Origin of the sequence: Roseovarius sp. SK2 (assembly GCF_028807495.1) — a bacterium.
Classification (GTDB): domain Bacteria; phylum Pseudomonadota; class Alphaproteobacteria; order Rhodobacterales; family Rhodobacteraceae; genus Roseovarius; species Roseovarius confluentis.
Map to the genome: position 1 here is coordinate 120,718 of NZ_JARAMK010000012.1, position 23,439 is coordinate 144,156.

General features: G+C 56.2%; 23 protein-coding genes and 2 pseudogenes. 10 read left to right on the forward strand and 15 right to left on the reverse strand.

Annotation, left to right across the window (positions count from 1 at the left end; translation table 11 throughout):
• Nucleotides 1–19 precede the first annotated feature (19 nt).
• Genes PVV74_RS19720 through PVV74_RS19775 form a run of 12 tightly spaced genes read right to left on the reverse strand, consistent with a single transcriptional unit; the run spans nt 20 to nt 9,591 of the window.
• Nucleotides 20–1,945, reverse strand: coding sequence for a penicillin acylase family protein (locus PVV74_RS19720; protein ID WP_103764635.1), 1,926 nt, complete (start codon nt 1,943–1,945; stop codon nt 20–22).
• 24 nt (nt 1,946–1,969) lie between these two features.
• A complete protein-coding gene (locus PVV74_RS19725; protein WP_057796579.1) occupies nt 1,970–2,137 on the reverse strand; it encodes a hypothetical protein in 168 nt (55 codons plus the stop codon).
• On the reverse strand, nt 2,137–3,708 hold the full coding sequence (gene lnt, locus PVV74_RS19730; protein WP_103764583.1) for an apolipoprotein N-acyltransferase: 1,572 nt from the start codon (nt 3,706–3,708) through the stop codon (nt 2,137–2,139). The genes PVV74_RS19725 and lnt overlap by 1 nt, the downstream gene beginning before the upstream one ends.
• Nucleotides 3,705–4,175 carry a signal peptidase II gene (gene lspA, locus PVV74_RS19735; protein ID WP_057796581.1) on the reverse strand — a complete coding sequence of 157 codons (471 nt, stop codon included), beginning with the start codon at nt 4,173–4,175 and terminating at the stop codon, nt 3,705–3,707. Before lspA ends, lnt begins: the two co-directional genes overlap by 4 nt.
• Nucleotides 4,176–4,179: 4 nt before the next feature.
• A complete protein-coding gene (locus PVV74_RS19740) occupies nt 4,180–4,962 on the reverse strand; it encodes a ZIP family metal transporter (protein WP_057796582.1) in 783 nt (260 codons plus the stop codon).
• Nucleotides 4,963–4,984: 22 nt separating this feature from the next.
• Nucleotides 4,985–5,443 carry a DUF411 domain-containing protein gene (locus PVV74_RS19745; RefSeq protein WP_057796583.1) on the reverse strand — a complete coding sequence of 153 codons (459 nt, stop codon included), beginning with the start codon at nt 5,441–5,443 and terminating at the stop codon, nt 4,985–4,987.
• 3 nt (nt 5,444–5,446) lie between these two features.
• Nucleotides 5,447–6,820, reverse strand: a complete 1,374-nt coding sequence (locus PVV74_RS19750) for a M23 family metallopeptidase (protein WP_057796584.1) — start codon at nt 6,818–6,820, stop codon at nt 5,447–5,449.
• Nucleotides 6,817–7,443, reverse strand: a complete 627-nt coding sequence (locus PVV74_RS19755; protein ID WP_103764582.1) for an SCO family protein — start codon at nt 7,441–7,443, stop codon at nt 6,817–6,819. Before PVV74_RS19755 ends, PVV74_RS19750 begins: the two co-directional genes overlap by 4 nt.
• Nucleotides 7,443–7,910, reverse strand: a complete 468-nt coding sequence (locus tag PVV74_RS19760) for a copper chaperone PCu(A)C (protein ID WP_245890550.1) — start codon at nt 7,908–7,910, stop codon at nt 7,443–7,445. Before PVV74_RS19760 ends, PVV74_RS19755 begins: the two co-directional genes overlap by 1 nt.
• A 28-nt stretch (nt 7,911–7,938) precedes the next feature.
• Nucleotides 7,939–8,598 carry a DsbA family protein gene (locus tag PVV74_RS19765; RefSeq protein WP_103764581.1) on the reverse strand — a complete coding sequence of 220 codons (660 nt, stop codon included), beginning with the start codon at nt 8,596–8,598 and terminating at the stop codon, nt 7,939–7,941.
• A complete protein-coding gene (locus PVV74_RS19770; protein WP_057796587.1) occupies nt 8,595–9,017 on the reverse strand; it encodes a disulfide bond formation protein B in 423 nt (140 codons plus the stop codon). Before PVV74_RS19770 ends, PVV74_RS19765 begins: the two co-directional genes overlap by 4 nt.
• 4 nt (nt 9,018–9,021) lie before the next feature.
• Complete coding sequence (locus PVV74_RS19775; RefSeq protein ID WP_172978951.1) at nt 9,022–9,591, reverse strand: SCO family protein; 570 nt, start codon at nt 9,589–9,591, stop codon at nt 9,022–9,024.
• 552 nt (nt 9,592–10,143) lie between these two features.
• Here PVV74_RS19775 and PVV74_RS19780 point away from each other — a divergent pair.
• The 4 genes from PVV74_RS19780 to ccmI are packed head-to-tail and all read left to right on the forward strand — an operon-like array spanning nt 10,144 to nt 14,321.
• Nucleotides 10,144–12,135, forward strand: coding sequence for a heme lyase CcmF/NrfE family subunit (locus PVV74_RS19780; protein WP_057796639.1), 1,992 nt, complete (start codon nt 10,144–10,146; stop codon nt 12,133–12,135).
• Nucleotides 12,136–12,139: 4 nt separating this feature from the next.
• Nucleotides 12,140–12,691 carry a DsbE family thiol:disulfide interchange protein gene (locus tag PVV74_RS19785; protein WP_103764580.1) on the forward strand — a complete coding sequence of 184 codons (552 nt, stop codon included), beginning with the start codon at nt 12,140–12,142 and terminating at the stop codon, nt 12,689–12,691.
• A complete protein-coding gene (locus tag PVV74_RS19790) occupies nt 12,688–13,173 on the forward strand; it encodes a cytochrome c-type biogenesis protein (protein WP_103764579.1) in 486 nt (161 codons plus the stop codon). The genes PVV74_RS19785 and PVV74_RS19790 overlap by 4 nt, the downstream gene beginning before the upstream one ends.
• A complete protein-coding gene (gene ccmI, locus PVV74_RS19795; protein WP_274594368.1) occupies nt 13,170–14,321 on the forward strand; it encodes a c-type cytochrome biogenesis protein CcmI in 1,152 nt (383 codons plus the stop codon). The genes PVV74_RS19790 and ccmI overlap by 4 nt, the downstream gene beginning before the upstream one ends.
• Nucleotides 14,322–14,419: 98 nt before the next feature.
• Here the strand turns inward: ccmI and PVV74_RS19800 are convergent, their stop codons facing one another.
• Nucleotides 14,420–16,522 (reverse strand): protein-disulfide reductase DsbD family protein, encoded by a 2,103-nt coding sequence (locus PVV74_RS19800; RefSeq protein ID WP_103764577.1) that lies wholly within the window; start codon nt 16,520–16,522, stop codon nt 14,420–14,422.
• Between the two features lie 106 nt (nt 16,523–16,628).
• On the opposite strand from PVV74_RS19800, the gene PVV74_RS19805 reads away from it, so the two are divergent.
• The 4 genes from PVV74_RS19805 (at nt 16,629) to PVV74_RS19820 (ending at nt 19,737) form a co-directional block, all read left to right on the forward strand.
• Nucleotides 16,629–16,820, forward strand: a complete 192-nt coding sequence (locus PVV74_RS19805) for a hypothetical protein (protein ID WP_144435627.1) — start codon at nt 16,629–16,631, stop codon at nt 16,818–16,820.
• Between the two features lie 179 nt (nt 16,821–16,999).
• The gene (locus PVV74_RS19810) at nt 17,000–17,428 is read left to right on the forward strand and encodes a MerR family transcriptional regulator (RefSeq protein ID WP_057796592.1); all 429 of its coding nucleotides are present in this window, start codon (nt 17,000–17,002) and stop codon (nt 17,426–17,428) included.
• A 616-nt stretch (nt 17,429–18,044) separates the two neighbouring features.
• On the forward strand, nt 18,045–18,815 hold the full coding sequence (locus tag PVV74_RS19815; protein WP_103764576.1) for a transglutaminase-like domain-containing protein: 771 nt from the start codon (nt 18,045–18,047) through the stop codon (nt 18,813–18,815).
• Nucleotides 18,805–19,737 (forward strand): cation diffusion facilitator family transporter, encoded by a 933-nt coding sequence (locus tag PVV74_RS19820; protein WP_274594369.1) that lies wholly within the window; start codon nt 18,805–18,807, stop codon nt 19,735–19,737. The genes PVV74_RS19815 and PVV74_RS19820 overlap by 11 nt, the downstream gene beginning before the upstream one ends.
• 234 nt (nt 19,738–19,971) lie before the next feature.
• On the opposite strand, the pseudogene PVV74_RS19825 reads toward PVV74_RS19820, so the two are convergent.
• Both PVV74_RS19825 and PVV74_RS19830 read right to left on the reverse strand, forming a co-directional pair.
• Nucleotides 19,972–20,117 (reverse strand): annotated as a pseudogene (locus PVV74_RS19825) (IS3 family transposase); the annotation flags it as partial.
• A gap of 163 nt (nt 20,118–20,280) precedes the next feature.
• Nucleotides 20,281–21,044: pseudogene (locus tag PVV74_RS19830) on the reverse strand (transposase); the annotation flags it as partial.
• A 163-nt stretch (nt 21,045–21,207) separates the two neighbouring features.
• Here PVV74_RS19830 and PVV74_RS19835 point away from each other — a divergent pair.
• Together PVV74_RS19835 and PVV74_RS19840 are read left to right on the forward strand one after the other, a co-directional pair.
• The gene (locus PVV74_RS19835; protein ID WP_103764574.1) at nt 21,208–21,780 is read left to right on the forward strand and encodes a L,D-transpeptidase; all 573 of its coding nucleotides are present in this window, start codon (nt 21,208–21,210) and stop codon (nt 21,778–21,780) included.
• A 131-nt stretch (nt 21,781–21,911) separates the two neighbouring features.
• Nucleotides 21,912–23,273, forward strand: coding sequence for an ISNCY family transposase (locus PVV74_RS19840; RefSeq protein WP_274594370.1), 1,362 nt, complete (start codon nt 21,912–21,914; stop codon nt 23,271–23,273).
• Nucleotides 23,274–23,439 lie beyond the last annotated feature (166 nt).

The following is a 23,439-nucleotide window of genomic DNA, read 5'->3' on the forward strand; positions in this document are numbered from 1 at the left end:
AAAAGGAGGAAATATGTGATTATCGGCTCCTCCCTTGTTTTACTGCCCGGCTGTAGGCGGATAAGGGTGAAAGTCGCGAAGTTCCTACTGCGCCACCCCGGGCCAAAGATAGATCGGTTGACATCACGAGGTATTTGCTCTGCATCCACCTAGGAAACAGGTTGTCGTAGAAACGTGACAGCGGATGGCCGGACTGACCGGCAGGCGTGATGAAATAGGAGAGGCTTTCATCCGAAAACGACATGACTGCCTGAAAATTAGTGCCGACGCTGGAGGCGACCGGGCGGTCATTGTCAGAAGCGATCAGTGTATAAGGGTCACCCGAGTATGGCGCTTCGAGAGACAACAAATCGCTGATAATCCCGTTCGACTGGATTGGCGACCACTGCATATTCAGTGTGTGTTCCGCGCCCCAGAACCAGACTGAAGGATCGCTTCCGTACCGGTCAACAAGCTTGGCAATGGCATCATCCAGAGCTGCACGAGCCTGATCCTGGCAGGTCTCAATGCGGGCGGACGGGCGGATGTCGCACCAGATTGCGCTCCCTCTTCGATCTGAAAGGACCGCGGATAGGAAATCAGGATTCGGTCTGGTCCAGACCGCAGTTGCAGATGGAAACTCATCTTGAAGTATGCGTCTTTGCAAAGCACGTACCCATGTCCAGAACACGAGCGGTTCCAGTGAGTAGCGACCCATCTCGCCATTCCATTGAGAAAGCTCGTCCAAAACTTCTTCGCGAAGCTTTCCGACTTTGTTCTCATTGATGTCGCTTGCGGAACTCACGAACCAGAGCTCTTTTGCCATCAGCGGAAGAAGGGTACGCGCGACAGCGCTGACCGTGTCGCGTTGAACCGCAATCGCGCTCTCGACAGTGAATACGGGCCGGCGATCATCGAGAACTGCAAGTCTGGCGTCTTGAAATGATCCAGGACGCTTGACCTCGCTTTCAGGCCAAACCGCCAGAGTTGTCCGGTCGACCGCTAGGACCTCCAATCCATCTGGCACCTTGTTCATGGTTGCGTTCAGAGCATAGTTCACACCGGCGGACTTGGCCAGACGGTCGAGCATCATCAAGAAATCACTTGTCTGCGCAGCTTTGGAAACTTCTGGTTCTTCTATTTCATTTGGCGAAAAAGATCTGAACGCCCAGGCGACGCGCTCGTTGTGACCAACGACAATGAAAGGCACGCCTGGCATCGTAGCGCCAATCGCGACCCCTTCCGGCGTTTGAAGGTCTGCCAAGTACCATTCGGACGGCAGTGACAAAGGACCACTGATATCCGCCGCAAGCATCGGTGCTCCGGTAGTAGTCCGATCTTCGGGCAACGCCCACGCAGTCAGTTTGACCCTTGGAGAAGCGGCAAACAACTCGGGTGTCGCGGGTCGATCTGACGGAATCTGGTTATCTGGGAATCCAGACAGTTCGTTCTGAAGTTTATCGGGGCGAAGATCGTTCAGAAATGCGTTTGCGACATTGATGCTATCAACGGGCCTCCACGCCGCGATCGTTCTCTCATCCGCGATCAACAGTTCAGGTGCGCCTCTGCCGCGCCCGCCTTCGGACACCAGCCCAAGCCAGGCGTTAACACCTGCGGCATATGCTTCGAGTGCATCCGATGTCGACGGTTCAAGTTCAGCTATCTGCTCAAGTGGCAATAAACCTTGCGCTGTCCGCCTTGCCCTCAATAATTGCCCCAGCCGGTCTTGCGCGTGAACGAACCCGAGCGCGAAATAGCTGTCTGCAGCGGAGCCGGCGGAAATGTGTGGTATAGCTGAAGCATCTCTCAGGACGTTAACCGGGCCTTCTATACCCGCAACGCTAAAGTTCTCTTCATAGTCAGGAACGGAGGCACTGAGCAGAAAGTAGCCAGCACCCCAAACGAACAAGCCTGATGCAAAAATCGACAGGAACAAATATAGTGAAATGAGGATCAGCCGTCTCAATTCGTCGCCCGTACAAAACTAGTTTCAGGATATGATGCGCAAGAAGATCAACGAGGCGAAATAGGCGAGCAAGCCGAAGACAATGCCGGAGCTTGTCGCATATTGAAGCATATCCAGGCGGTCCCCTTTCCGTCGCCGCGCCAGATAGCCACCCCAAATCGTACCTCCGACAAATCCCGCGAGCACCAGCATCACAATTCCTCCGATCTTGTATTTTCGCGATTGAAACGTTGACATATGAATCCGACGGCAAAGGCTATGCCCCAGGCCGCACAGATGAGCGCTAGCGACGTCCAATCACCGAAACGTGCGTAAGGCGTGGGCGCATGCGCTGCCGGAAGCCTGGCATCTATGACACCAGTTTGCCCGATGTCGAGACGGGCGACGATCTCTCCGCTGGCATCGATAATCGCGGATATCCCAGTGTTGGCCGCGCGGACCACGGGAAGCCCTTCCTCGACCGCGCGCATGCGCGCGGAAGCGAGGTGTTGCTCAGGTCCAATGCTGGTTCCGAACCATGCATCATTTGTACCGTTGAATATCCAGTCAGGACGGAGAAGCTCATCGACCACCTGGCCCGGAAAAATGATCTCGTAACAGATCGCCACCCCGACCAGAGGTGCCCCAGGGATCGCCAGTGTGTGTGGCCCTGGTCCTGGCGTAAAATCGCCTAACCCTTCTGTCAGCCGCTCAAAGGGCAGCAAGCCTTTCAGGGGCACATATTCCCCGAACGGAACGAGATGATGTTTTGCATATCCCGCCAGAATCTCACCGCTGCCGTCATAGGCTTGTACAGTGTTGAAATATCTGGTTGCCCCATCTCCCTCTACGCGGTCCGGCGCACCTGTCAAAAGGACCCTGCCGTCTGGCAAAGCCGCAGATATTTGCGTGCGCGCAATGGCGTCCTCGTCCAGAAAACCGGGGAAAGCCGTTTCCGGCCAAAGCAGCAGATCGAAACGGCCGGGTCGCACAGACAATCTCAGGTATTTTTCCAAGGTTCGCTTGCGGCTGCCCGGTGCCCACTTCTCGACTTGCGGCACATTGCCTTGAACAATGCGCAATGTAATGTCTGTCGGCGGAACGTCTTGACTTGACCAAAGTGTACCGCCACCCCAGAGACCCGTCATCGCAACGGAAAAGAGCGCGAAAACGGACAGACGTCTCTTTGGCGCTACCGCAATCAAAACACTTGGCAAGGTGCCGATGAAGACCGTGAGAAAGCTCATGCCGTAGCTTCCAACCCAGGCCGCTGGCTGTCGCAGCGCGGCGTGATCGACCAAAGCATATGCAGCAAGGTTCCACGGAAATCCTGTCAGAACATGACCCCGCAGCCATTCCGTGGCCATCCAGCAGGTCGCAAGCAAAAGGCCCGCCTTAATACCATGGAGAACTCGATGCTGCATTATGGCGGCAAAAAGCATAGCTGCGCTGGCCGGGAAAATCGCTAGCCCGGCGGACAGTCCCACTACTGCTGGGATCGCCAGTGCGCCGAAACGTTCGGCATCGACGTAAAAGCTCTCGGCGATCCAGGAAATTCCAATCCCGAATTGGCCCAGTCCGAAAGCCCAACCGACAAGGAAAGCGCGCGAGGTTGAGATGTTCCGGAGAACAATAAAGAGCACGGAGAAGGAGACAGGGACCGCGATGAGCCAAGAAAACGGCGGAAGGGTCAAAACCGTCAATCCGCCGGCAACAAGGGCAAGACCTATGCGCGGGAAGAGGTTTGGGTCCTCACTAACGAACTGCGGCAAACCTGGCTTCATGAATCGGTCTGAAGTCGAGCGCCAACCCACGGCGCACTGAGCAGCACCACGCCGCCAACCACAAAAATATCGGCCATGTTGAAGGCAGGCCAATGCGCCGTCCCGATGTAGAAATCGAAGAAATCCGTCACTGCACGAAAGCGCAGGCGGTCCAGAATATTGCCAAGAGCACCGCCGATGATCGCACCATAGGCAATGGCCTCGACCCGGCTGCTGGAACGGATCAGCATGGCCGCCAACCAGACGCAGATGCCAAGCGCCAATACGACAAGGCTCCACCATGGCGCACCGCCGAGAAGCCCGAAGGTCACCCCGTCATTGCGCAGGTAGATGAGATTGAAGCCGGGAAAGACCGATACACCGGAACTAAGTACAGTCGCATTGGAAACAACGATTGCCTTCGTTGCCTGATCGACAAGAAAGGCGATTAGAGCAGCAAGCAGACCGACGAAGAGGCAAGTTCTCATACGCTTATCCCAGCCAGACGTCGAGGAACAACATGATCACAAGACCAACCGCGAGGCCGAGCGTCGCCCTGTTCTGATGGCCGGACCGGTGGGTTTCCGGAATGATCTCGTGGCTGATGACGTAGAGCATCGCACCTGCTGCGAAGGCGAGACCCCAAGGCAGCAGCGGTTGCGAAAGACTGATAATGCCCGCGCCGAGAAGCCCACCGAAAGGCTCGACGAGACCGGTCAGAGCGGCGATGCCCCAGGCGCGAAACCTGGAATAGCCCTCGCCGAGCAACGAAACCGCCACCGCCAGACCTTCGGGGGCATTCTGTAATCCAATACCGATAGCAAGTGGCAACCCGCCCGACAAACCGTCAGCCCCGAACCCGACGCCGACGGCAAGCCCTTCGGGAAAATTGTGGATCGTGATCGCGATGATGAAAAGCCAGACGCGGCGCAGCGATGCGGCGTCTGGGCCTTCCCGCCCCGACTTGAAATGCTCATGCGGTAGCCGTTCGTTCATCAGAGCAACGGCGCCCATGCCAAGCAGAATCGCAACGCAAACGATGGCCGCCGGGAGAGCACCGTTGTCGAACTGTCCTTCGGCTGCGTCGAGAGCCGGAATGATCAGCGAAAAAAACGAAGCAGCGAGCATGACACCCGCTGCGAAGCCAAGCAGCAGATCGCGCGTAGCCCGGGACGGGATGCGCCCAAAAAGAACTGGGACCGCCCCGACCGCAGTCAGCGATCCGGCGGCCAGGCTTCCAAGAAAGCCAAGGGTAATTGGAGAGAAGGGTTCCAAGCGCTGAAGTCTCGGCGATACGTCAGTCAGCGGCCGAATAGCTGCTAAAGATCTCGGTCGATCCATCGCCGCGGATCAGGAAGACGTCATAAGCCTCACGATCGTCTTCCGGTCCCATGCCCGGCGAGCCATAGGGCATTCCCGGCAACGCCAGCCCCACTGCATCAGGACGCTCATCCAGAAAACGCTGAATGTCTGATGCCGGCACATGACCTTCGATCACGTAGGCGTCGACCAAAGCCGTATGGCAGGACACCATGCGCTGAGGCACGCCATTGTCGAGTTTGAAGCGCACAAGAGATCCGCCGAACATGTCCTCGCCTGTCGGCGCGAATCCGCTTTCCTCCAGATGCTTCATCCAGGAGTGACAACAGCCGCAGCCGTTTGTCTTTCGGACGTCAATCTGGATCGCAACGGCGACAGCTTGCCCCGCGGGAAACAAGGCCAGCGTGACTGCAAGGGCGGGAGCCAATCGTTTCATGGATCAAAGCCTTTCGGTTGTCGTTTCGGCAAATTCGCTGGCGAGCCTCTCAGCCAGAAGTGAACGCGCCTCACTCAGTCGCTCAAGCGCGGCCGTGTCGTCCGCTTCACGCTCGGCCGCCTCTGCTAGTCGGTCGTCAGAGAGAGGATCGGTCGGGCGACCGTCGACCAGAACCTCATAATGCAGATTTGGGCCGGTTGCGGTGCCAGTTGCACCGACGCGGCCGATCAAATCTCCGGCCATCACTCGCTGCCCTTGTTCGAGTGTGTCCGGCACCTCGCTGAGATGTGCGTATCGTGTCAAGGTGTCGGATCCATGCGCTATCTCCACCACCCGGCCATATCCACCACGACGTCCGATAAAGCTCACGCGTCCGGGCGCCGTTGCTTTTACCGGCGTACCGCTTGCCGCGGCAAAGTCGACGCCGGTGTGCATGCGCACATTCCCATAGACTGGGTGTGTGCGACGGCCAAAGACGGAACTCAGCCGCGCTCCTTCCACCGGTTGCGCAAACACGCGCAGCACTTCTCCGTCGACATAGATCGTCGCTTGACCGCTGCCGTCGTCCGGCCAGACGATCTCGTAGACCGATCCACCAAGATCCAGCTCAGCGAAGGCAAGCTCAGGCTGACCAATCCTCTTGTTCCCGTCTCGGGCCTCGCGCCAAAGGAGGCGCATCGTCTCGCCACCCGCGAGATCACGACGGAAATCCACGGTGCCGCCCAGCATCTGCGCCAGGTCCACCGCAAAACGGGCGGGGATGTCTGCCGTGTCCAGGGCAGCGAAAATCGAGCTCTCGATCACCGCCTTGCCGGCGAAAGTCACCAATTCGGGGTCCGGCTCCAACACGCGAGCGGCAAGCAGTTCGCCGAAGACCGCCTCTATCCGGACACCGTCTTCGACGGCGAGTTCTACACGACGCGGGTTGTCGTCCGTTGTGGAAACCACGGTAACGATGTGACCCGGACGCAGACGGCGCAAATCGTATTCCGCGCCAATCGCCAAGGCGATTTCGGCGCGATCCGAAGCATCCAGCCCCGCATCGGAGAGGACCGCATCAAGCGTCTCGCCCGACGCAATCTCGCGCGACCAGGTGACCAGCGAGGGCTCGATAGATGGCAAGGAGGTATCTGTGGGGGAAACGGTCAGGAGGGGCACGGGTCTGAACTCGAATGCGATATCCGCCTGGGCGAGTGTAGGGCGGACCGAATTGATTTCGGCAATCCGGGGCGGCGTGAGCGGATCGGGAGTCCAGAGGGTCGCTTCAGCAATCGAAGGGGGCACCGGTTCTTTGGACAGAACGCCAGAGATGGCGATGCCGGCAACCGAAATCGCGCCTGCGACCGCCACGGCCGCCAAGACAGTTCCTATCTTCATTTTGCCCCCTCTACGTTTTCTGTCAGTGCGCGCCGGATCTTTGGCACCGCGAATTCTCTTGGTTCGTGATAGTCGATCATCGTGACGAGCTCACCCTCGGCATCGAACAGGAATACGCTTGCCGTATGGTTCATCGTATAGCCGCCGCCCTCAGTCGGGACGCGCTCAAATGAGGCACGAAACCCTTCTGTGACGCGGGCAATCTGGTCTTCCGGCCCCGTCCAGCCACGAATGACCGGATGAAAATAGCCGACATATTCGGCCATGGCCTCAACCGTGTCCCGCTCCGGATCGACCGTGATGAAGACAACGTTCATCTCTGATGCTTCGTCGCCCAGTTCCTCAAGCCAGCCGGAAATATCCGATAGGGTCGTCGGGCAGATGTCCGGGCAGTAGGTGAACCCGAAGAATACCATTGTCGGACGACCGATCAGGGTGCCAGGCCCTACCTCATTTCCCTCGTGGTCGGTCAGCCGAAACTCCATCGCCGATAGGGGCAGGGGCCGCTGCCCTTTTGGTTCAGGCGCACCAAGCCCGTCCACCCGCCACCAGCCCACGAAGAGCGTCATGCCAAGGACGCCGGCACCGGCTGCGCCGTATAGAAGGAGCTGCCGACGTTGCATCAGCCCTCTGGTCCACGCGCGGCGATCCCGAGGATTGGGACCTCGACCGTCACCTTGCCGCCATCCGAGAAGGTCAGTGTCAGCGGGAAAGTCTCGCCTTCGGCCATCGGCTCTTGCAGCTTCATGAGCATGGCGTGCAGCCCGCCCGGCTCCAATGCCACGCTTTGGCCGGGCTCAATCGTGATCTCGCCTGCAGGCGCCATGGAACTGAGGCCAGCGGAGTCGGTTTTCGTCTCATGGATCTGGGGCATCATTGCCAGCGGTGTCGCAATTTTGGTCAGGGTAACGACGTCGTCACCCCTGTTGCGCACGGTCATGTAGGCAGCCCCCGGACGGCTCGTGCCGATCGAGGCGCGGGACCACGCGCTCTCGACGACGACATCCTCCGAGCCGGCAAATCCCGGGGCCGACAGGCCCGTGAGCAGCAAGAGAAAGGCCAATCCCTTGATGTGTGGAAGTTTTTTCACGACAATTTCTCCTGCATCTGACCGCGTATCAACTTTGGCTGGCCGCAACTTCCGTCGCCACCAGCCGCCGTAGTTCCGCCTCACCGAACGGGTCTAGCGGTTTGGCATTTACGTAAAACGTGGGCGTTTGTCGCACGCGAAACGTTTTGACATCGGCACGGTCTTGGTTCAGCACCGCTACAACATCGGGGGCCAGCATCTGCGTCTGGGCAGCTTCGACATCCAGACCTCCGCTTGCGGCAATCTCAAGGAGCAAACCCGGCTCCGGCGCACCATGGGACGCCCATCGGGGCTGCTCTTGCAAGACCGCTTCGAGCACCGGTTCGAACACGTCCTGCATCCGCGCAGCTTCAAGAACACGGATCGCTTCCACCGAAGCGTCCCCGTGAAAGGCAGTGTATCTAATTACGACACGTACCGCATTACCGTGCCCAGCCATGATATCCTTGACCACGGGATAGAATGCGCGGCACGCCTCGCAAGCTGGATCGAAAAACTCGACAATCGTGACAGGCGCCGTCTCGGGGCCGAGGATCGGGGAATAGGGCCGGATCAGCCCATCGGCCAATTGCGGGTCGACGGGGGCGGCCTCGGCAATCGCCTCGGGGCGGGTTGCGTACCATGCGGCACCGCCGAAACCGGCGGCACCGAGAGCGAGAACGGACAGGATGAGGCCGCGTCGTTTCATTTTTGTGTTTCCTTCAGTGAGACAGCCGACAGCAGACCGATCATCGCGAAGGCGACGAGCGCCATCAGTGGGATAGGAATGCCGAAGAACAATTGATTGTCGTCGGTACAGGATGGGCCGCTCGCAGTGCAGGGCTGGATGCGTTCGGGAATCAGCCCGAAATAGAGGCCGAGGTGCCAAAGTGCTATGGCGGCGCCACCGATAGCCAGCGCGATCGCGTAGCGACCGACGCGCCGGTCCTGCCACCACAGCCCAAGCCCGAGAATTATGGCCAAGGGGAACATGAAAGTGCGTTGAACCCAGCAGAGTAAGCAAGGAGTCTGCCCCAGCACCTCCCCGATGAAGAGTACGGCGAGAGATGCGTTTAGCGCGATGAACCAAGCCAGGCCGAGAGCAGTCTCTCCGGAAAGTCGGGTCATAAAATCAGAGCCTCTCTCTTAGGTCGGCGAGGATATCTTGAGCGGGGGTGCCATAGGGCCAAGATTTTGCGAAGCCTGCTTGCGTGTCGAAAAGGAAAAGATGTGATGTATGCCCCATTGTATAGCCGTCTGGTGCTGCAGCTTCCTCGATCCGCTCGTAGAAGATTGGAAAGGTTTCGGATGTCTCATCGATCTGTTCCGGTGTGCCTGTGAGCCCGATGATGCCCGCGTCGAACTTTGGCACATACTGCGCCAGTGCGGTCGGGTTGTCTCGTTGGGGATCTATCGTGATGAAGATTGGTTGGACTTTTGACGCGTCATCTCCCAAACCCTCCATCACCGCTGCGACCTCTGAGAGCGTCGTTGGACAGATGTCAGGACAATTTGTGAAGCCGAAGAAAACCAGCATCCACTGGCCTTCGAAGTCCTCTTCTGTAAAAACCATTCCATTGTGCCCTGTTAGTTCGAACTCCGCAAAAAACGGCGGTTCACTTACATCTCGCCAGCTGGCGGCACGGTAGTCAGCCGATAACAAAAACCCGATAAAGGCGAACGATGCCGCACCCGCCAGCATCCACAATATCTTCTGAAGACCTGAAAGCACCACGCAGCTTTGCACAATTTCTGCTCCGATTTTTTCTTTCTCGTACATCCTGCAGCAGCTGTAGGTTCAAGCTCTTTTATCCTTCTGAGACGGGACGTCACGCGACTGTGAATGGGAAGTTGCCATCCGTTTTGAATGACTGCCCAGATTGTCATTTGTCGTATTGGTTAGGTTCGCGATCGACGTCACGCTGGTGACGATCTGCAAGCATCCACGGTGCCAAGGTCCGTGCAAAGCGTTTTAAATATTAAAAGATAGCAATCAGCGGATCTGAGAGCCAAAGCAAAAATTAAAACGTTTGAACCTACAGCTGCTTCAGGAACTACGATGAAGTCGAATCAACACAGTGGCTCCAATCGCGACTTGGACACAGAAAGTTTCCGGTTGGGTCGATGTCAATAATTCGCGAAACCGTTCTCGACTGGCCGAAGTAGATCGAAATGATAAGAAATCTCGTTGACCAATGCCATAGTGGAGAAGTCGTTCTCCGTGATCCGAGAGCGCTCGTCGGGAACATGCAACATGACGCCTGAGATTGGACAGTTTGCGCTAGTCTTGGCGCTTGCAGTCGCAATTGTTCAAAGTGTCCTGCCAATTGTAGGGGCGAACACGGGGCGCGTGCTCTGGATGGAAAGTGCGAAGACGACAGCCGCGATTCAGGTGACATTGGTTGCAATTGCGTTTGGCGCACTCATGCGCTCATTTGTTGTCAGTGATTTCACTGTTCAAAACGTAGTGGAAAATTCCCACTCGCTAAAGCCGATGATCTTCAAGGTTGCGGGCACTTGGGGCAGCCACGAAGGGTCCCTGCTTCTCTGGACCCTTATTCTCGTACTTTTCGGGGCTGGGGTCGCGCTGCTGGGCAGAAACATTCCGGTTGGTCTCAAAGCGCGAACGTTATCGGTTCAAGCCTGGATTAGTGTCGGTTTCCTGAGCTTCATGCTCTTTACATCCAATCCGTTCGAGCGGGTTTTCCCGCCGCCTCTGGATGGCACGGATCTTAACCCGCTTCTGCAGGACATCGGGTTGGCGATGCACCCCCCGCTCTTGTATTTTGGGTATGTCGGCTTCTCGATCGTCTTCTCCTTCGCGGTCGCGGCTCTGATAGAGGGCCGGGTGGATCCCGCATGGGCGCGTTGGGTGCGGCCATGGACTCTGACGGCCTGGATCAGCCTCACTGCGGGGATCGCACTCGGCTCTTGGTGGGCCTATTACGAACTTGGCTGGGGCGGCTGGTGGTTTTGGGACCCGGTTGAAAACGCATCCTTCATGCCTTGGCTTCTCGGCACGGCACTCCTGCACTCGGCTATTGTCACGGAAAAGCGGGATACGTTCAAAAGCTGGACCATTCTTTTAGCCATCCTGACCTTTTCTCTGTCACTTCTTGGGACATTTATCGTCAGATCCGGCATTTTGACATCCGTTCACGCGTTCGCGGTCGACCCAGCGCGCGGCGTGTACATTCTCGGCCTTCTTGGTGTGACAATTGTCGGCTCACTGACACTTTACGCATGGCGCGCGCCTCAGCTTGGATCGGTTGGCGTCTTTCGGCCAATCAGCCGCGAGGCTGGGCTTTTGCTCAATAATCTTCTGCTCGCGACCGCAACGGCGACCGTCCTTTTTGGAACACTCTATCCATTGTTTGTGGAAGCGGTGACTGAAGAAAAGATCTCTGTAGGACCACCGTATTTCAACGCGACTTTTATCCCTTTCATGCTGCCGCTCGTCATAATAATGGGAGTTGGCCCATTCCTGTCTTGGAAACGGGCCGATCTTCCCGGTATCTGGCAACGGCTGCGTTTGATTTTTGGTATCGCGATTGGTGTCGCGGGGATCGTTTGGTACCTTCAGACAAACGGGCCCCTGCTCGCTGTGGTCTCAATAGGGATTGCAGCCTGGGTTTTTTTTGCGACTTTGCGCGAATGGGCGCTGCGTATCAAGCTCTTTGATCTACCGCTTTCTCAGTCGCTGCGTCGCGCGCGGAACCTGCCGCGCTCCGCGCACGGTATGACGCTCGCGCATCTTGGCGTTGCAATGCTTGTGCTTGGATTCGTAGGTTCAACAGCCTGGAAGGAAGAACGTGTTCTTTTCGCAGAACCGGGGTCGACCGTGGACATCGCAGGTTTTGAGGTAATATTCGACGGCGTCGAACGGTTCCGTGGTCCAAACTACATCGCACAACAAGGCCAGCTTCGCGTCTTGAAAGATGGACGGGAGATTACGCTTCTTCGTCCGGAGCGCAGAAGCTATCCAGTTGCGGGGACGTCCACAACCGAATCTGCAATCCGATCAACGCTAAGCGGTGATCTCTACGTCACCATCAGTGAACCTGCGGCCGAAACGGCGTCGGGCCAGTGGAATTTGCGCATCCTCTACGAACCACTGGTTAATTGGATATGGATCGGAGCGACGATGCTGGTGCTTGGCGGGTCCCTCTCGCTATCGGACCGGAGATTGCGGGTGGGTGCGCCGTCGCCAAAGAGCCGGTCGTCAGCGCTTCAACCGGCGGAATGATACGATGAAGAAAATCATTCTCGCGCTGCCAGCGCTGATCGCAGTAGTCTTGGGTGGATTTTTGTTCTGGGGGCTCAACCCAGACCGTGATCCTAACGCAATCCCTTCCGCTTTGGTCTCCGAACCAGTTCCGGATTTTGAACTCCCACCGGTAGAGGGTACTCAGACACCCGGACTGTCGTCCGCAGCCCTTCGTAGCGTTGGCGAGCCGGTTTTGGTCAATGTATTCGCTTCATGGTGCGTGCCCTGTCGTGCTGAGCATGTGGTGCTCACAAGGTTTGTCGAACAGGACGGTGTTCGGCTGATGGGGATCAACTACATGGACAAATCAGCAGATGCAGCCAATTGGCTGGAGGAGCTTGGCAACCCCTATGAGAGGATCGGATCAGACAGCGAAGGCCGCGTCGGGATTGAGTGGGGTATCTCCGGCGTACCGGAGACTTTCGTGATCGATGGAACGGGGATCGTAGTCTATCGCTATGTTGGTCCCATTGTGACGCCAGAGGCACAGGATGAAATTCGTGCTGCGTTGGCCGCAGCAGGTGGTCAATCATGAAGGGTTGGCTCTATTCACTGGTGCTGGTGCTTGCCGCGACAACCGCGGCCTGGGCTGTGGAGCCAGATGAGTTGCTGGATGATCCGGTGCTTGAGTCGCGCGCCCGGCAGCTTTCAAAGCAGTTACGCTGCGTTGTCTGCCAAAATCAGGATATCGATAGCTCGAATGCTGGTGTTGCCCGAACGATGCGCACCTTGCTGCGCGAACGTCTGATTGCAGGTGAAACAGATGACGAGATCATTGCGTTTTTCGTGGATCGCTACGGTGACTTCGTCCTTTTCAAGCCGCGACTGAAACCCGCCACATATTTGTTGTGGTTCGGACCTGCGGTTCTTCTTGCCGTTGGGATTAGCGTTGTCTTTGTCACAATCAGGCGCCGAAGCAGGGCGGTTCTTGATGGCACTGCTGATCCACTGAGCCCCGATGAAGAGCGTGAGTTCGAGGCCATTTTTAAGGAGAATGAAGGACGGAGAGGCCCATGATTTGGTTGGTGTTAGGCGCAATGGCATCCATCACCGCCCTCCTGTTCTTGTCCTGTCTCTATCGAACGGGTGAAGTCCTGAATAGAAAGGATGGAGCGTTGGTTATCCTCAAGGATCAGCTTTCCGAAATTGATATTGATCAAGAGCGGAATCTGATATCCGTTACCGAGGGGGACGCGGCCAGGGTTGAAATCAAACGCCGCATTCTGGCTGCCGGTCGGCTTGCGACACTTGAGTCGTCGCGCGCAAGTGGGCGAAGCACCATCTTCGCGTCCGCCATTGCTACGCCATTGGTAGCCTTTGCTTTGTATTCTCAAATCGGCTCGCCAAAGATCGACAGCCAGCCTCTGGCGTCTCGCGCATCTGAAATCCAGAAAGCCGCAAACCTCTCAGAGTTAACCCAGAGATTAAAAACCCGGCTTGAAGCTGACCAGTCGGGTGGACTAAGTGATGGTTGGGTTCTGCTCGGTCAGACCTATATGCGTACAGCTCGTTACGATGATGCCGCCGATGCATTCGAACGCGTCACAGTTCGCGACAATGTAGATATCTCAACCCTACTGCTATTTGCCGAGGCCTTGATCGCAGCCGAGAACGGGATCGTGACGCCGCAAGCGAAAAGCGTGATCGAACGTGCATCAGAGATGGACCCTGATGATCCAGGCCCAATTTTCTATAGGGCCCGGATCCTCGAACAGGACGGGGTTCCAGAGGAAGCGAGGGCGCTTTTGATCGAGCGTCTCAAGAGAGCGGATCGCGCCTATCCGTGGATGGAACTTTTTCTGTCTGTCGCCAACCGATTGGGGGAACAGGTCGGAGAGACCCCTGTCACTCTAGCTGATTTAATTCCGGATCCACAGGACGCACGGGGCCCCCGTGCGGTCGATATCGAGGCCGCCCAAGATATGTCAGTCGAGGAGCGCAGCACTTTTGTCCGCTCCATGGTTGACCGCTTGGCGGCGCGATTGTTGAATGACCCAGCCAATCTTGAAGGATGGCTTCGGCTAGCGGAGGCGTACAGTGTGTTGGGTGACTTTGATGCTGCCCAGAAAGCCGCCGACAAAGCGCGCAGCTTGGCCGAAAGCCTTCCGGAAACCGACCCGACGCGTGCCGCCGCCACGGCCCGATTGGATCGGATCAAAAAATAAATTGAGGCTGCGAATTCTCAGATACATAACAGCTTCCCTTCACCTGAAACTGAACCATTGCAGGTTCTGCCTCTCTTGAGCGATGCAACGGCACTATTTCATCGTTTTCGGACAGCGCTGAGATCGGCAGCCGACAGCGCTTCGAGAACCGCATCCACGGATAGCAATTCAGATAGAATGATACCTTCAGGCGCATCTGGACCGTAGACGATGTTGAACGGAATTGCGTATCTGCCGTGTGCCTCGAGATAGGATTGGATTCTCGCGTCCGGTCGCGTCCAATCCGCGCGCATCGCAATCACCCCTTCCTCGCCAAGTGCTCCCAAAACTGGTTCACGATCTAGGACCAGGGTTTTGTTTGCTTTACAAGTGATACACCAATCCGCAGTGACGTCCACGAATACGGTTTTGCCTTGCGACACTTCACGCGCGATCCGGGACCGGTCGAACTCGACCCAGTAAGAATTGATCGAGTCTGTTACATCATCGGAGCCTTTTGGCAGCAGTGCAGGGGCCGCCAATGTCATGCCCAAAACCGCAGTCATTCCCCACAGCAAACCGTTATTGGGCTGGGCCTGATAGGCTCTCGTAGCCAGTACGATGAACCCAAGACCCAGCAGCACCAAGCCTGTGAGGGTTGGCGACGTCACACCGATCAAGACCCAGCATAGCCATGCAACGGTTCCGGCAAGCAGCAATCCGAGAACAATTTTCAATCTTATCATCCAAGGTCCCGGTTTGGGCAGTCGGGACAGAAAACCAGGCCAAGCGGCAACCAGAATATATGGCAGTGCAAGCCCAATCCCCATCGCTGTGAAAACCGCAAGTATATCGCCTGTCGTGCCGGAAAGCGCGAAGGCAATGGCTGTCCCCAGCAACGGGGCGGAACAAGGCGTTGCAAGTATCGCAGCCAGAGCGCCGGTGGAGAAGTCTTCGGCATACCCCCGCCCAAAGCGGCCAGATAGCCTCGCCATCCAACTGCTGGGCAAAGAAATTTCAAAAACTCCAAACAAATTAGTCGCGAAGAGTCCGACAACGAGAATGAGTGCTGTCAAGAAATATGCATTCTGAAATTGCATACCCCATCCAACGGCATATCCGAGCATCTGCAGCGCTATGACCGCTAAGGCCAGTACCCACATGAAAGCAACAGTTCCCCCAGCCGTAGCGACAAACCCCGCGCGCAATTGTGAAACGGAGCGATTCTTCATTCGAAGCGCCGATCCGAATTTGATCGATAGAACCGGCAAGACGCATGGCATTACGTTCAGTATCAACCCTCCCAGGAAGGACAGGAAGAGAATCGGGAAAAACTGACCGCTATCCTGGCCGGTTTCGGATGCGTAAGGTGGAGCAGGTACAATGTCGGTGGTGTTCACATCATCGAATGTAACCGCGACATCGTCGTCCACGACAGTAATTCGAAGGGAGGATTGTTCCTCGCTTAACGCGAGAATCGGAATACTTGCCCAAAGACCGGTACGATCATTTGTAATGCGGATATCGGGCGCACCGAATGCAGAGCCTGCATCAGACTCCGGAAAAATATCGGGATTGTTCCAGCCAGAAGGCCGCGTCATGTGAATAACCAAAGATTGACCCTGCTTCAGCGCTGCGCCCGAGATCGCTATTGCGCTTTCTGTTCCTACGACAGGTACGCGAGCGGCCCATGTCGCGATTTCGGTCGCGGCTCTAGCGTCGACGCCGGATCCCAATGGAACAGGGAGAGTCAGTTCAAACCTTTCCGGGACGCACACATTGGAGCAGATCAGCAGATTGACGATTGCCTTCAGCTCGGCTGACTTATCAGAATCCATAAGCTGCAATTGTAACGGAAATGTAACTTTCTTGCCGTAGCCAAAGTTTTCAATTCCGAAGGCGCGAAAACGCGTGGGTGCGGGCCAAAGCATGTCGACGGATTCAAGGTTTGTGGACCCTTCCCAGTCGATCTCCGGCGGCAGGCCAACCTCGCCGGGTGACCGCCAGTACGCTTTCCATCCTTCCTCCAATTCAATCTTCAAACCCGCCGAAAGAAACAGCGATCCCGGGGCGATTCCCGCTTCCGCGACGATCAAGCGCGCCGTCAGTGCTTCGGACCGATATGCATTGGACTCCAAGGCGCGAACAGGACTTGCCACTAAAACCAGAAAGATTGCAAAACTCACAAGCAACCCGCGATACCAAGCCAAGGCTATACGCATTCTCTGACCTCTTTATCTAAGCGTTCTGTCTGGGCAAGATGACGCACTGTGCAATGTCCTGACGCCTTGCGATGCCTTCAACCTGTCAAGCAGGGAGCATAGCCAATTGTCCAACCGACTGGTCAACAGCGATGCCTGTTCGGGCTTCGTGCAAAACAGCAGTTCTTTCGAATACAGATTTGGCCCGCGTCCCATGATGCCGCAGTTATTGGCTAGTGCCTTGCAAAAATTGATCCTGTTCCGGATCCTCACCACGCGCCAAGACCCCAAAATAAACTCTGAAGACTTGAAAATCTAGCGCTACTCCTTGAGTTCCGATTCTTGATATCTAACATGCGTACATCCTCTAGCCGCTGTAGGTGCAAGCATCATTGGCACTTCTCGATTGGTCACTCACCGGTCTGCGAGACCCAGTTGGAGCTTGCGATACGCGCCGCGTAAATCTACACTGACTGTAGGTAACATGGGGAACCTGCAATGCTGACAATAGGGACGCTCGCGAAGAAGACTGGAACGAAAGTGCAGACCATCAGATACTACGAGCAGATCGGCCTTATGCCTGAACCCGGCAGGTCCCAAGGCGGCCAACGGCGCTATGGCCTCGACGAACTCGACCGTCTATCTTTCGTCCGGCACGCACGGCAACTAGGATTTTCTCTGGACGCGATCCGTGAACTCCTCGATCTCAGCGATCATCCGGAAAAGTCCTGCGCGGAAGCCGATGCAATCGCCCGCCGGCAGCTAAAGCAAGTCGAGCAAAGATTAGCCCGTCTAGAGGCTCTTCGTACTGAATTAAAAAGAATGGTGCGCGAATGCAGCGGCGGGCAAATGTCGGATTGTCGCGTGCTGGAGGTGCTTCGAGACCATTCCGAGTGCTTAACCGATCACCAAGAAATTGGCGCTTGATATTCCCGCCGCAAAAGCCCATCCGCTAACGATTTTGGCCTGAATTTAAGGTTGTTTTACGACGTGCGCTTGAGTGCTACTTGGGGGTTCGATACTTGAAAATTTTACTGAGCGCGTGCAACACGCTAGTTGGATGGCAGCTAGCAAAGATGGTGTTCGGCGAGGAGCTATTTGACGCTCGATCTGCTGGTGCAGGAACCGCTGACACCCACGGCATCTGGAAGAACTGCTCCGCGACTTGTTGACCGTTATTTAGCATGCGGCTGACGCGAAAAAGGCCTGCAGGGGGGTATACTGTCCAGCCCTTGTGTGGGGCCGAGAAGTGGAAGACTTTGCAGCTGCACAGGCCAGCATCAATAGTTGAAAAAGTCGAACGGTCCTGAACCTCCCCCTCTAAATTGGTCCACCGTTATGTTTAGGAAACGGAGGACAGAGAATGGCAAACAAGTGACACAAGCCCGACGAAATAGTTCAGCTGTTGCGGCAGGTTGACGTTCTTGTCGGAAAAAGGATGCCGCGTGCGGATGCGATCCACGAGGTGCGCATAGGTTTGGGGTTGAAGCTATAGCCACTGTAGCAACTATTGTTCCGGACATGCTAGTCTTGGAGAGATTCTATGACGAAGGTCGAGCCTTATCTAAAAAAAACGCGATTGCTGAATTATGACGCAACTTCAATTCGGCAGTTGACCAACGGCCGCCACTGGAAAGCTCTTGCAGAACATGATCGCATTGGCGCTGCCTACAACTTCGTTAGGGACGAAATTGCCTTTGGTTATAACCGTTCTGACGACATTCAAGCCTCCGAGGTGCTGGAGGATGGCTACGGTCAGTGCAACACCAAGGGTACACTCCTCATGGCTTTGCTTCGCAGTGTCGGCATACGTTGCAGGCTTCATGGGTTTACCATTCACAAGGCACTTCAGAGGGGCATCGTGCCAGAACTTGTCTACCCGCTCGCACCTTCTGAAATTTTACATTCTTGGGTCGAGGTCGAAACAGTTGAGGGTTGGGTGAATCTTGAGGGTTTCATTCTAGACACTTCTTTTTTGCAAACGCTTCAACGGAAATTCGGCGATGAGGAGGTGCTATGCGGTTTCGGTGTTGCGACGGAATGCCTGAGTGCACCGCCTATCGGTTGGAACGGTACCGACACTTACATCCAGGACAATGGTATTGTCCGTGATCTAGGCACGTTCGATGAGCCAGACGAGTTTTTCTCAGAGTATCGTCAAGACTTCGGTTTTTTGCGCAACTGGCTCTTTCGCCGCTTCATACGGCACTGGATGAACGCGCGAGTACGTGCGATTCGGAGCGGAAAACTACCAAGAGACTCCCAGTCCAGTCGACGAAATCACAGTCACGAGGAGGCAGACCGTGCCGCATGATCACGGCCACGCGCAAACTGACCCAGCAACAGGCGACCGACGCGTATTTATTGCCATCTGGGCTAATGGCCTTCTGACATTCGCGCAGATTATCGGTGGGATACTATCCGGAAGCCTCGCGTTGATCGCGGATGCGCTGCACAATTTCTCAGACATGGCATCGTTGGTTATTGCCTTCGCCGCGCGAAAGATTGCTCGTCGGCCCGCGGACGATCGCATGACATTCGGCTACGGAAGAGTCGAGATCGTCGCGGCTTTAATCAACTATACAACCCTTATCTTGATTGGATTGTATCTCATCTATGAAGGTGGCATACGTTTGATTGATCCTACAGAAGTCCAAGGCTGGACAGTGGTAGTTCTGGGTGGTGTGGCACTGGTGGTCGACACTTTGACAGCGCTGCTCACCTATTCGATGCAAAAGGGCAGCGTGAACATTCGTGCGCTCTTTTTGCACAACCTGTCCGACGCCTTGGCTTCTGTAGCGGTAGTCATTGGCGGCTCTTTAATCATTATTTACGACATGCGATGGGTCGATCCGGCGATCACCATCGGCATCGCTTTTTATATCCTCTATCTGGCTATTATCGAGATAGGCGAACCTATCCGGACATTGATGCTCGGTAGCCCACCCAGCATCGACAACGACGCTGTCCTCGAGGCTTTGCGGAGTGCGGAAGGTGTCGAGGACGTGCACCATGTTCATTTATGGCAGATGCAAGAGGACGAAGTGGCACTCGATTGTCACATCGTTTTGACGGCAGATGGATGGAGCAAGACAGAAAATGTCAAGGCCACACTCAAAAGCCTTCTGAGAGGTGATTTTGGCATTCGTCATTCTAGCCTGGAGTTCGAGCATGTGGATCGCGCACATAAAAACGCCGCCCTTTATGGCCACGGCAACATCGCAGAAGCAGAGTAGATTAAGAGTCACCGAAACGCACGTAACTGGGACGGATTTCTTAGTTTCCGCCGAAGTTGGCACGCGGGTCAAAAACGAATTGTGCCGGTTCTTGTGACTTCAGACCCGACTCTCCCGCGTCTCTGTGAGACCCTTGATCCGCCTCTCGACGGCATCCAAATCCGTTCGACGGGCACGTGTCAAAGCAGATGGACCCTTCAGACTTCAGGATCGACACACTTCAAACTACGTACATCCTGGTAACAACCTCGCGTAAACAGCGAGCCTGCAAAGCTTTCGGACAATGACATCCTGAAGCTTTTTCGATCCAGTGTCAGGTCCGTCACGATCTTCTTCAGGCGAGTGTTTTCGTGCTCAAGTGCCTTCAACCGGCGCATCTCTGTAACCGCCGGACGTAATTTGCCCAAACCGCCGTTTGAATTTTCCCCGGACGTAAGGGTCAGGGCCAAATCCGAACCTCATATATTCGGAATTGGCGCTGGCGCGGGACACAGGCCTGATGCTCCGAACAGAAAGCGACGGGGGCAGGCAGGTGAAAGGACTGAGGGAGATCGTGGTGGCGTCGCCGTGCAGGCGCTCGGGCGCCAGAGAATGGGTCCGGATCAGGGCGTGGATCGGCTCGAGCGCGGCAGCACAGGCCCCGACCTTATCATCCAGGGTCGATAGACTGAGATCTACACCCTGCCTGGCGTAGCGCTCGGCCTAGCGGATGGGCGGTTGGTCCGGTCGGAACTTCTCGAACAGAACCATCGTCGGCAAGTTCGGCTCAGCCCATACCCATGGCGTCGGATGGAATGGGGCGGGTAGCTGATTGATCTTCTCGCGGACGGTCTGGGCCACCTTCCATTGCCGGGGGATGACCTCAAGCGTCTCGGTGATGCCTTCGTCCAATTTCACGATGCGGTCCGACCCGCAGAAGGAGCAGGTGGTAGGCGCTTCGATGACCATGCGCTCGCGCGGTAGATGGTCCAGTAAATGCTTGCGCGTCGGGCGTCGGCGTTCGAGGCCGTCGACGGTCGAGGTTTTCGCCACATTCAGGGCTTCAATCTCGTCTTCGGTGGTGGCCGCCTCGAGCTCTTCGAGCTGCAGCTCCAACTGGTCGATCAGCCGGGCTCGGCGTTCCGAGCTGTGGCCAAATTGCTCTCTCCTGAGTTTGGCGAGTCCAGCTTCAGATGCTTGATCATCGCTTTCGAGGTCGAGACCACGGCCCAGGTCTACGCCAGCTCGCTCCCGGCAGCCTCGGCGCGGGGCTCCGAAGCGGCAAGCGCGGCGTACAGCCTGGCGATCTCGGTGGCGGCATCTGGCATGGCTAAAGCGTACCATGCGAGCAAGCATACTCCCAAAAATATGGGTTTGGAGGCGGCCTATCCGGCTTTTTTCGTGCTCAAACTCACGTTTTCTTGAGTTGAACCTAAAGCAACTAGAGCATGCAAAACTGTCTTATGGAAGCGGCAAAGGAACGCTCAAGAAATGGTACAATTCCTCAATAGAAGAATGGCTTTGCGCTCGATCATGGGAGCTGGATTATCAATTTCGGCCGGCCCCGGCTTGTCTCAGAACAATGCAGAGCCGGATACAGTTAAACGGAATATCTCTTCATTTTCGATAGACGAGTGGCAAGATCACTTCGACAATCTTCAGAACGGAGCGATATTGTGCGATACGGTTTCCAGAGCGCTGCAGTTCTGGTCTGAAGACGAAAGCATTTACAAACTTTATCCAACGAGCGTACCCATGAGCGAAGAGCTCACACGCCGCGGGTATACTCGCGTAGTCTACAAGGATCCTGCGCCCGATTGGCGACCAACACCTTCAATGCTTGAGCGCGACCCAACCTTACCAAAATATGTGGCGCCAGGGCCAGAGAACCCGCTAGGTATCAGGGCGCTGCGTCTTAGTTGGCAATACTATAGAATCCATGGCACCCAGGACACACGAAAAATTGGCAGGAGGTCCTCCAGCGGATGCATTGGTCTCTATAACGAACATATCGTGGAATTGTTTGATTTAGCCAAAGTCGGCACGCAGGTAAAAATAATCTAACTTGCATCTCTGAAATTAACATAAGATAAATTATGCGCCACGGAGTTGTACCCGCAAAGTTAAAGTGTCCCACATCTGCAAAGTAGAAGTGTCACACTCTGCCCCAATGAGAACAGGCAGAGAGTGTGGGCATGGGATGGGTTTTGATGAGCGAGCGCGAACTGAACCGCGTTGAGGTGTTGAGCCAGGTAAACCAAGGTCGGATGACGGCCACGACCGCGGCGAACGTTCTGGGATTGAGCCGCAGACAGGTTCACAGGCTTCTGAAGAAGTTCCAGACCGATGGTCCGGCCGCGATCCGGCACAAGGCGCGCGGTCGAGCGTCGAACAATCGGATCGATCCGGCGGTCCGTGAGTTCGCGGTGACGCTGGTTCGGGAGAACTACATCGACTTCGGCCCGACATTCGCGGCCGAGAAGCTGCACGAAGACCACGGGCTGAAGGTGTCACGCGAGACGCTGCGCAAGTGGATGCAGGACGCCGGTATCTGGCTGTCCCGGAAGCAACGCCGTACATTTCACCAACCGCGTTTGCGCCGGGAATGCTTTGGCGAGCTGATCCAGATTGATGGCTCGGATCATCATTGGTTTGAGGACCGCGGACCGTCGTGCACCCTCTTGGTCTTCATCGACGACGCGACGAGCACCTTGATGCATCTGGAGTTTGTGACGTCAGAGAGCACGTTCAGCTACTTCGGCGCGCTGGAGACTTATCTGCATGAACATGGACGACCTGTGGCGTTCTATTCGGACAAACACACGGTGTTCCGTGTTGCCCAACAAGGTGCCAAGTCCGGCCACGGGATGACCCAGTTTGGCCGTGCTTTGAACGAGTTGAACATCGAGATCCTTTGCGCAAACAGCAGCCAGGCCAAGGGCCGCGTCGAACGCGCGAACCGGACGCTGCAGGATCGGCTGGTGAAGGAGTTACGGCTGGCAGGCATCTCGGACATGGAAGCGGCCAACGCATTCCTACCAACGTTCATGGAGCGCTATAACGCCAAGTTTGCCAAGACCCCGCGGTGCCCGGACAACCTGCACCGGCCTCCCAATACCGAGCCGGATCGGTTGGCAGATGTACTGTGCTGGCGCGACGAGCGCTATGTCGGCAACCAACTGGCCTTCTCCTACGACCGCCAGCGGATCATCCTCGCAGAGAACGAGGTCACGCGCGGCCTGCCCGGCAGGTATGTCGACAGCTATGAGTTTCCGGATGGTCGACTGGAGTTCCGCTGGAAGGGTGTCTCGCTCCCCTACTCCGTCTTTGACAAGGACCAGCGCGTCACTCACGCGGCGATCACCGAGAACAAGCGTCTTGGTGCCGTCCTCGAGTTCATCAAAGAAGAACAGGATAAGGCCCCACCAAAGAAACGCCGCGCCGGCAAGCAACGCTCCCGTTACAAGCCCAATGGCCGCCGCAATGACGGCTGGAACTCCCTGGCCGCCCGGCGGGCCAAGGAGGCCAGCAAAGCCAGCCAGGGCTGCGATATCTGAGGTCTCCGCCCTGTCAGGCTTTGCTCCCCTCAGCGCCCCGGTGGGACATTTCTACTTTGCAGAGCCGGTGACATTTCTACTTGGTTGCAACAGGAGTGCACCAACGGAGCGCGCTACCCTGAAGTGCGACTTCTATTAGAAAACAATGAGTTATCTAATGGGAGAT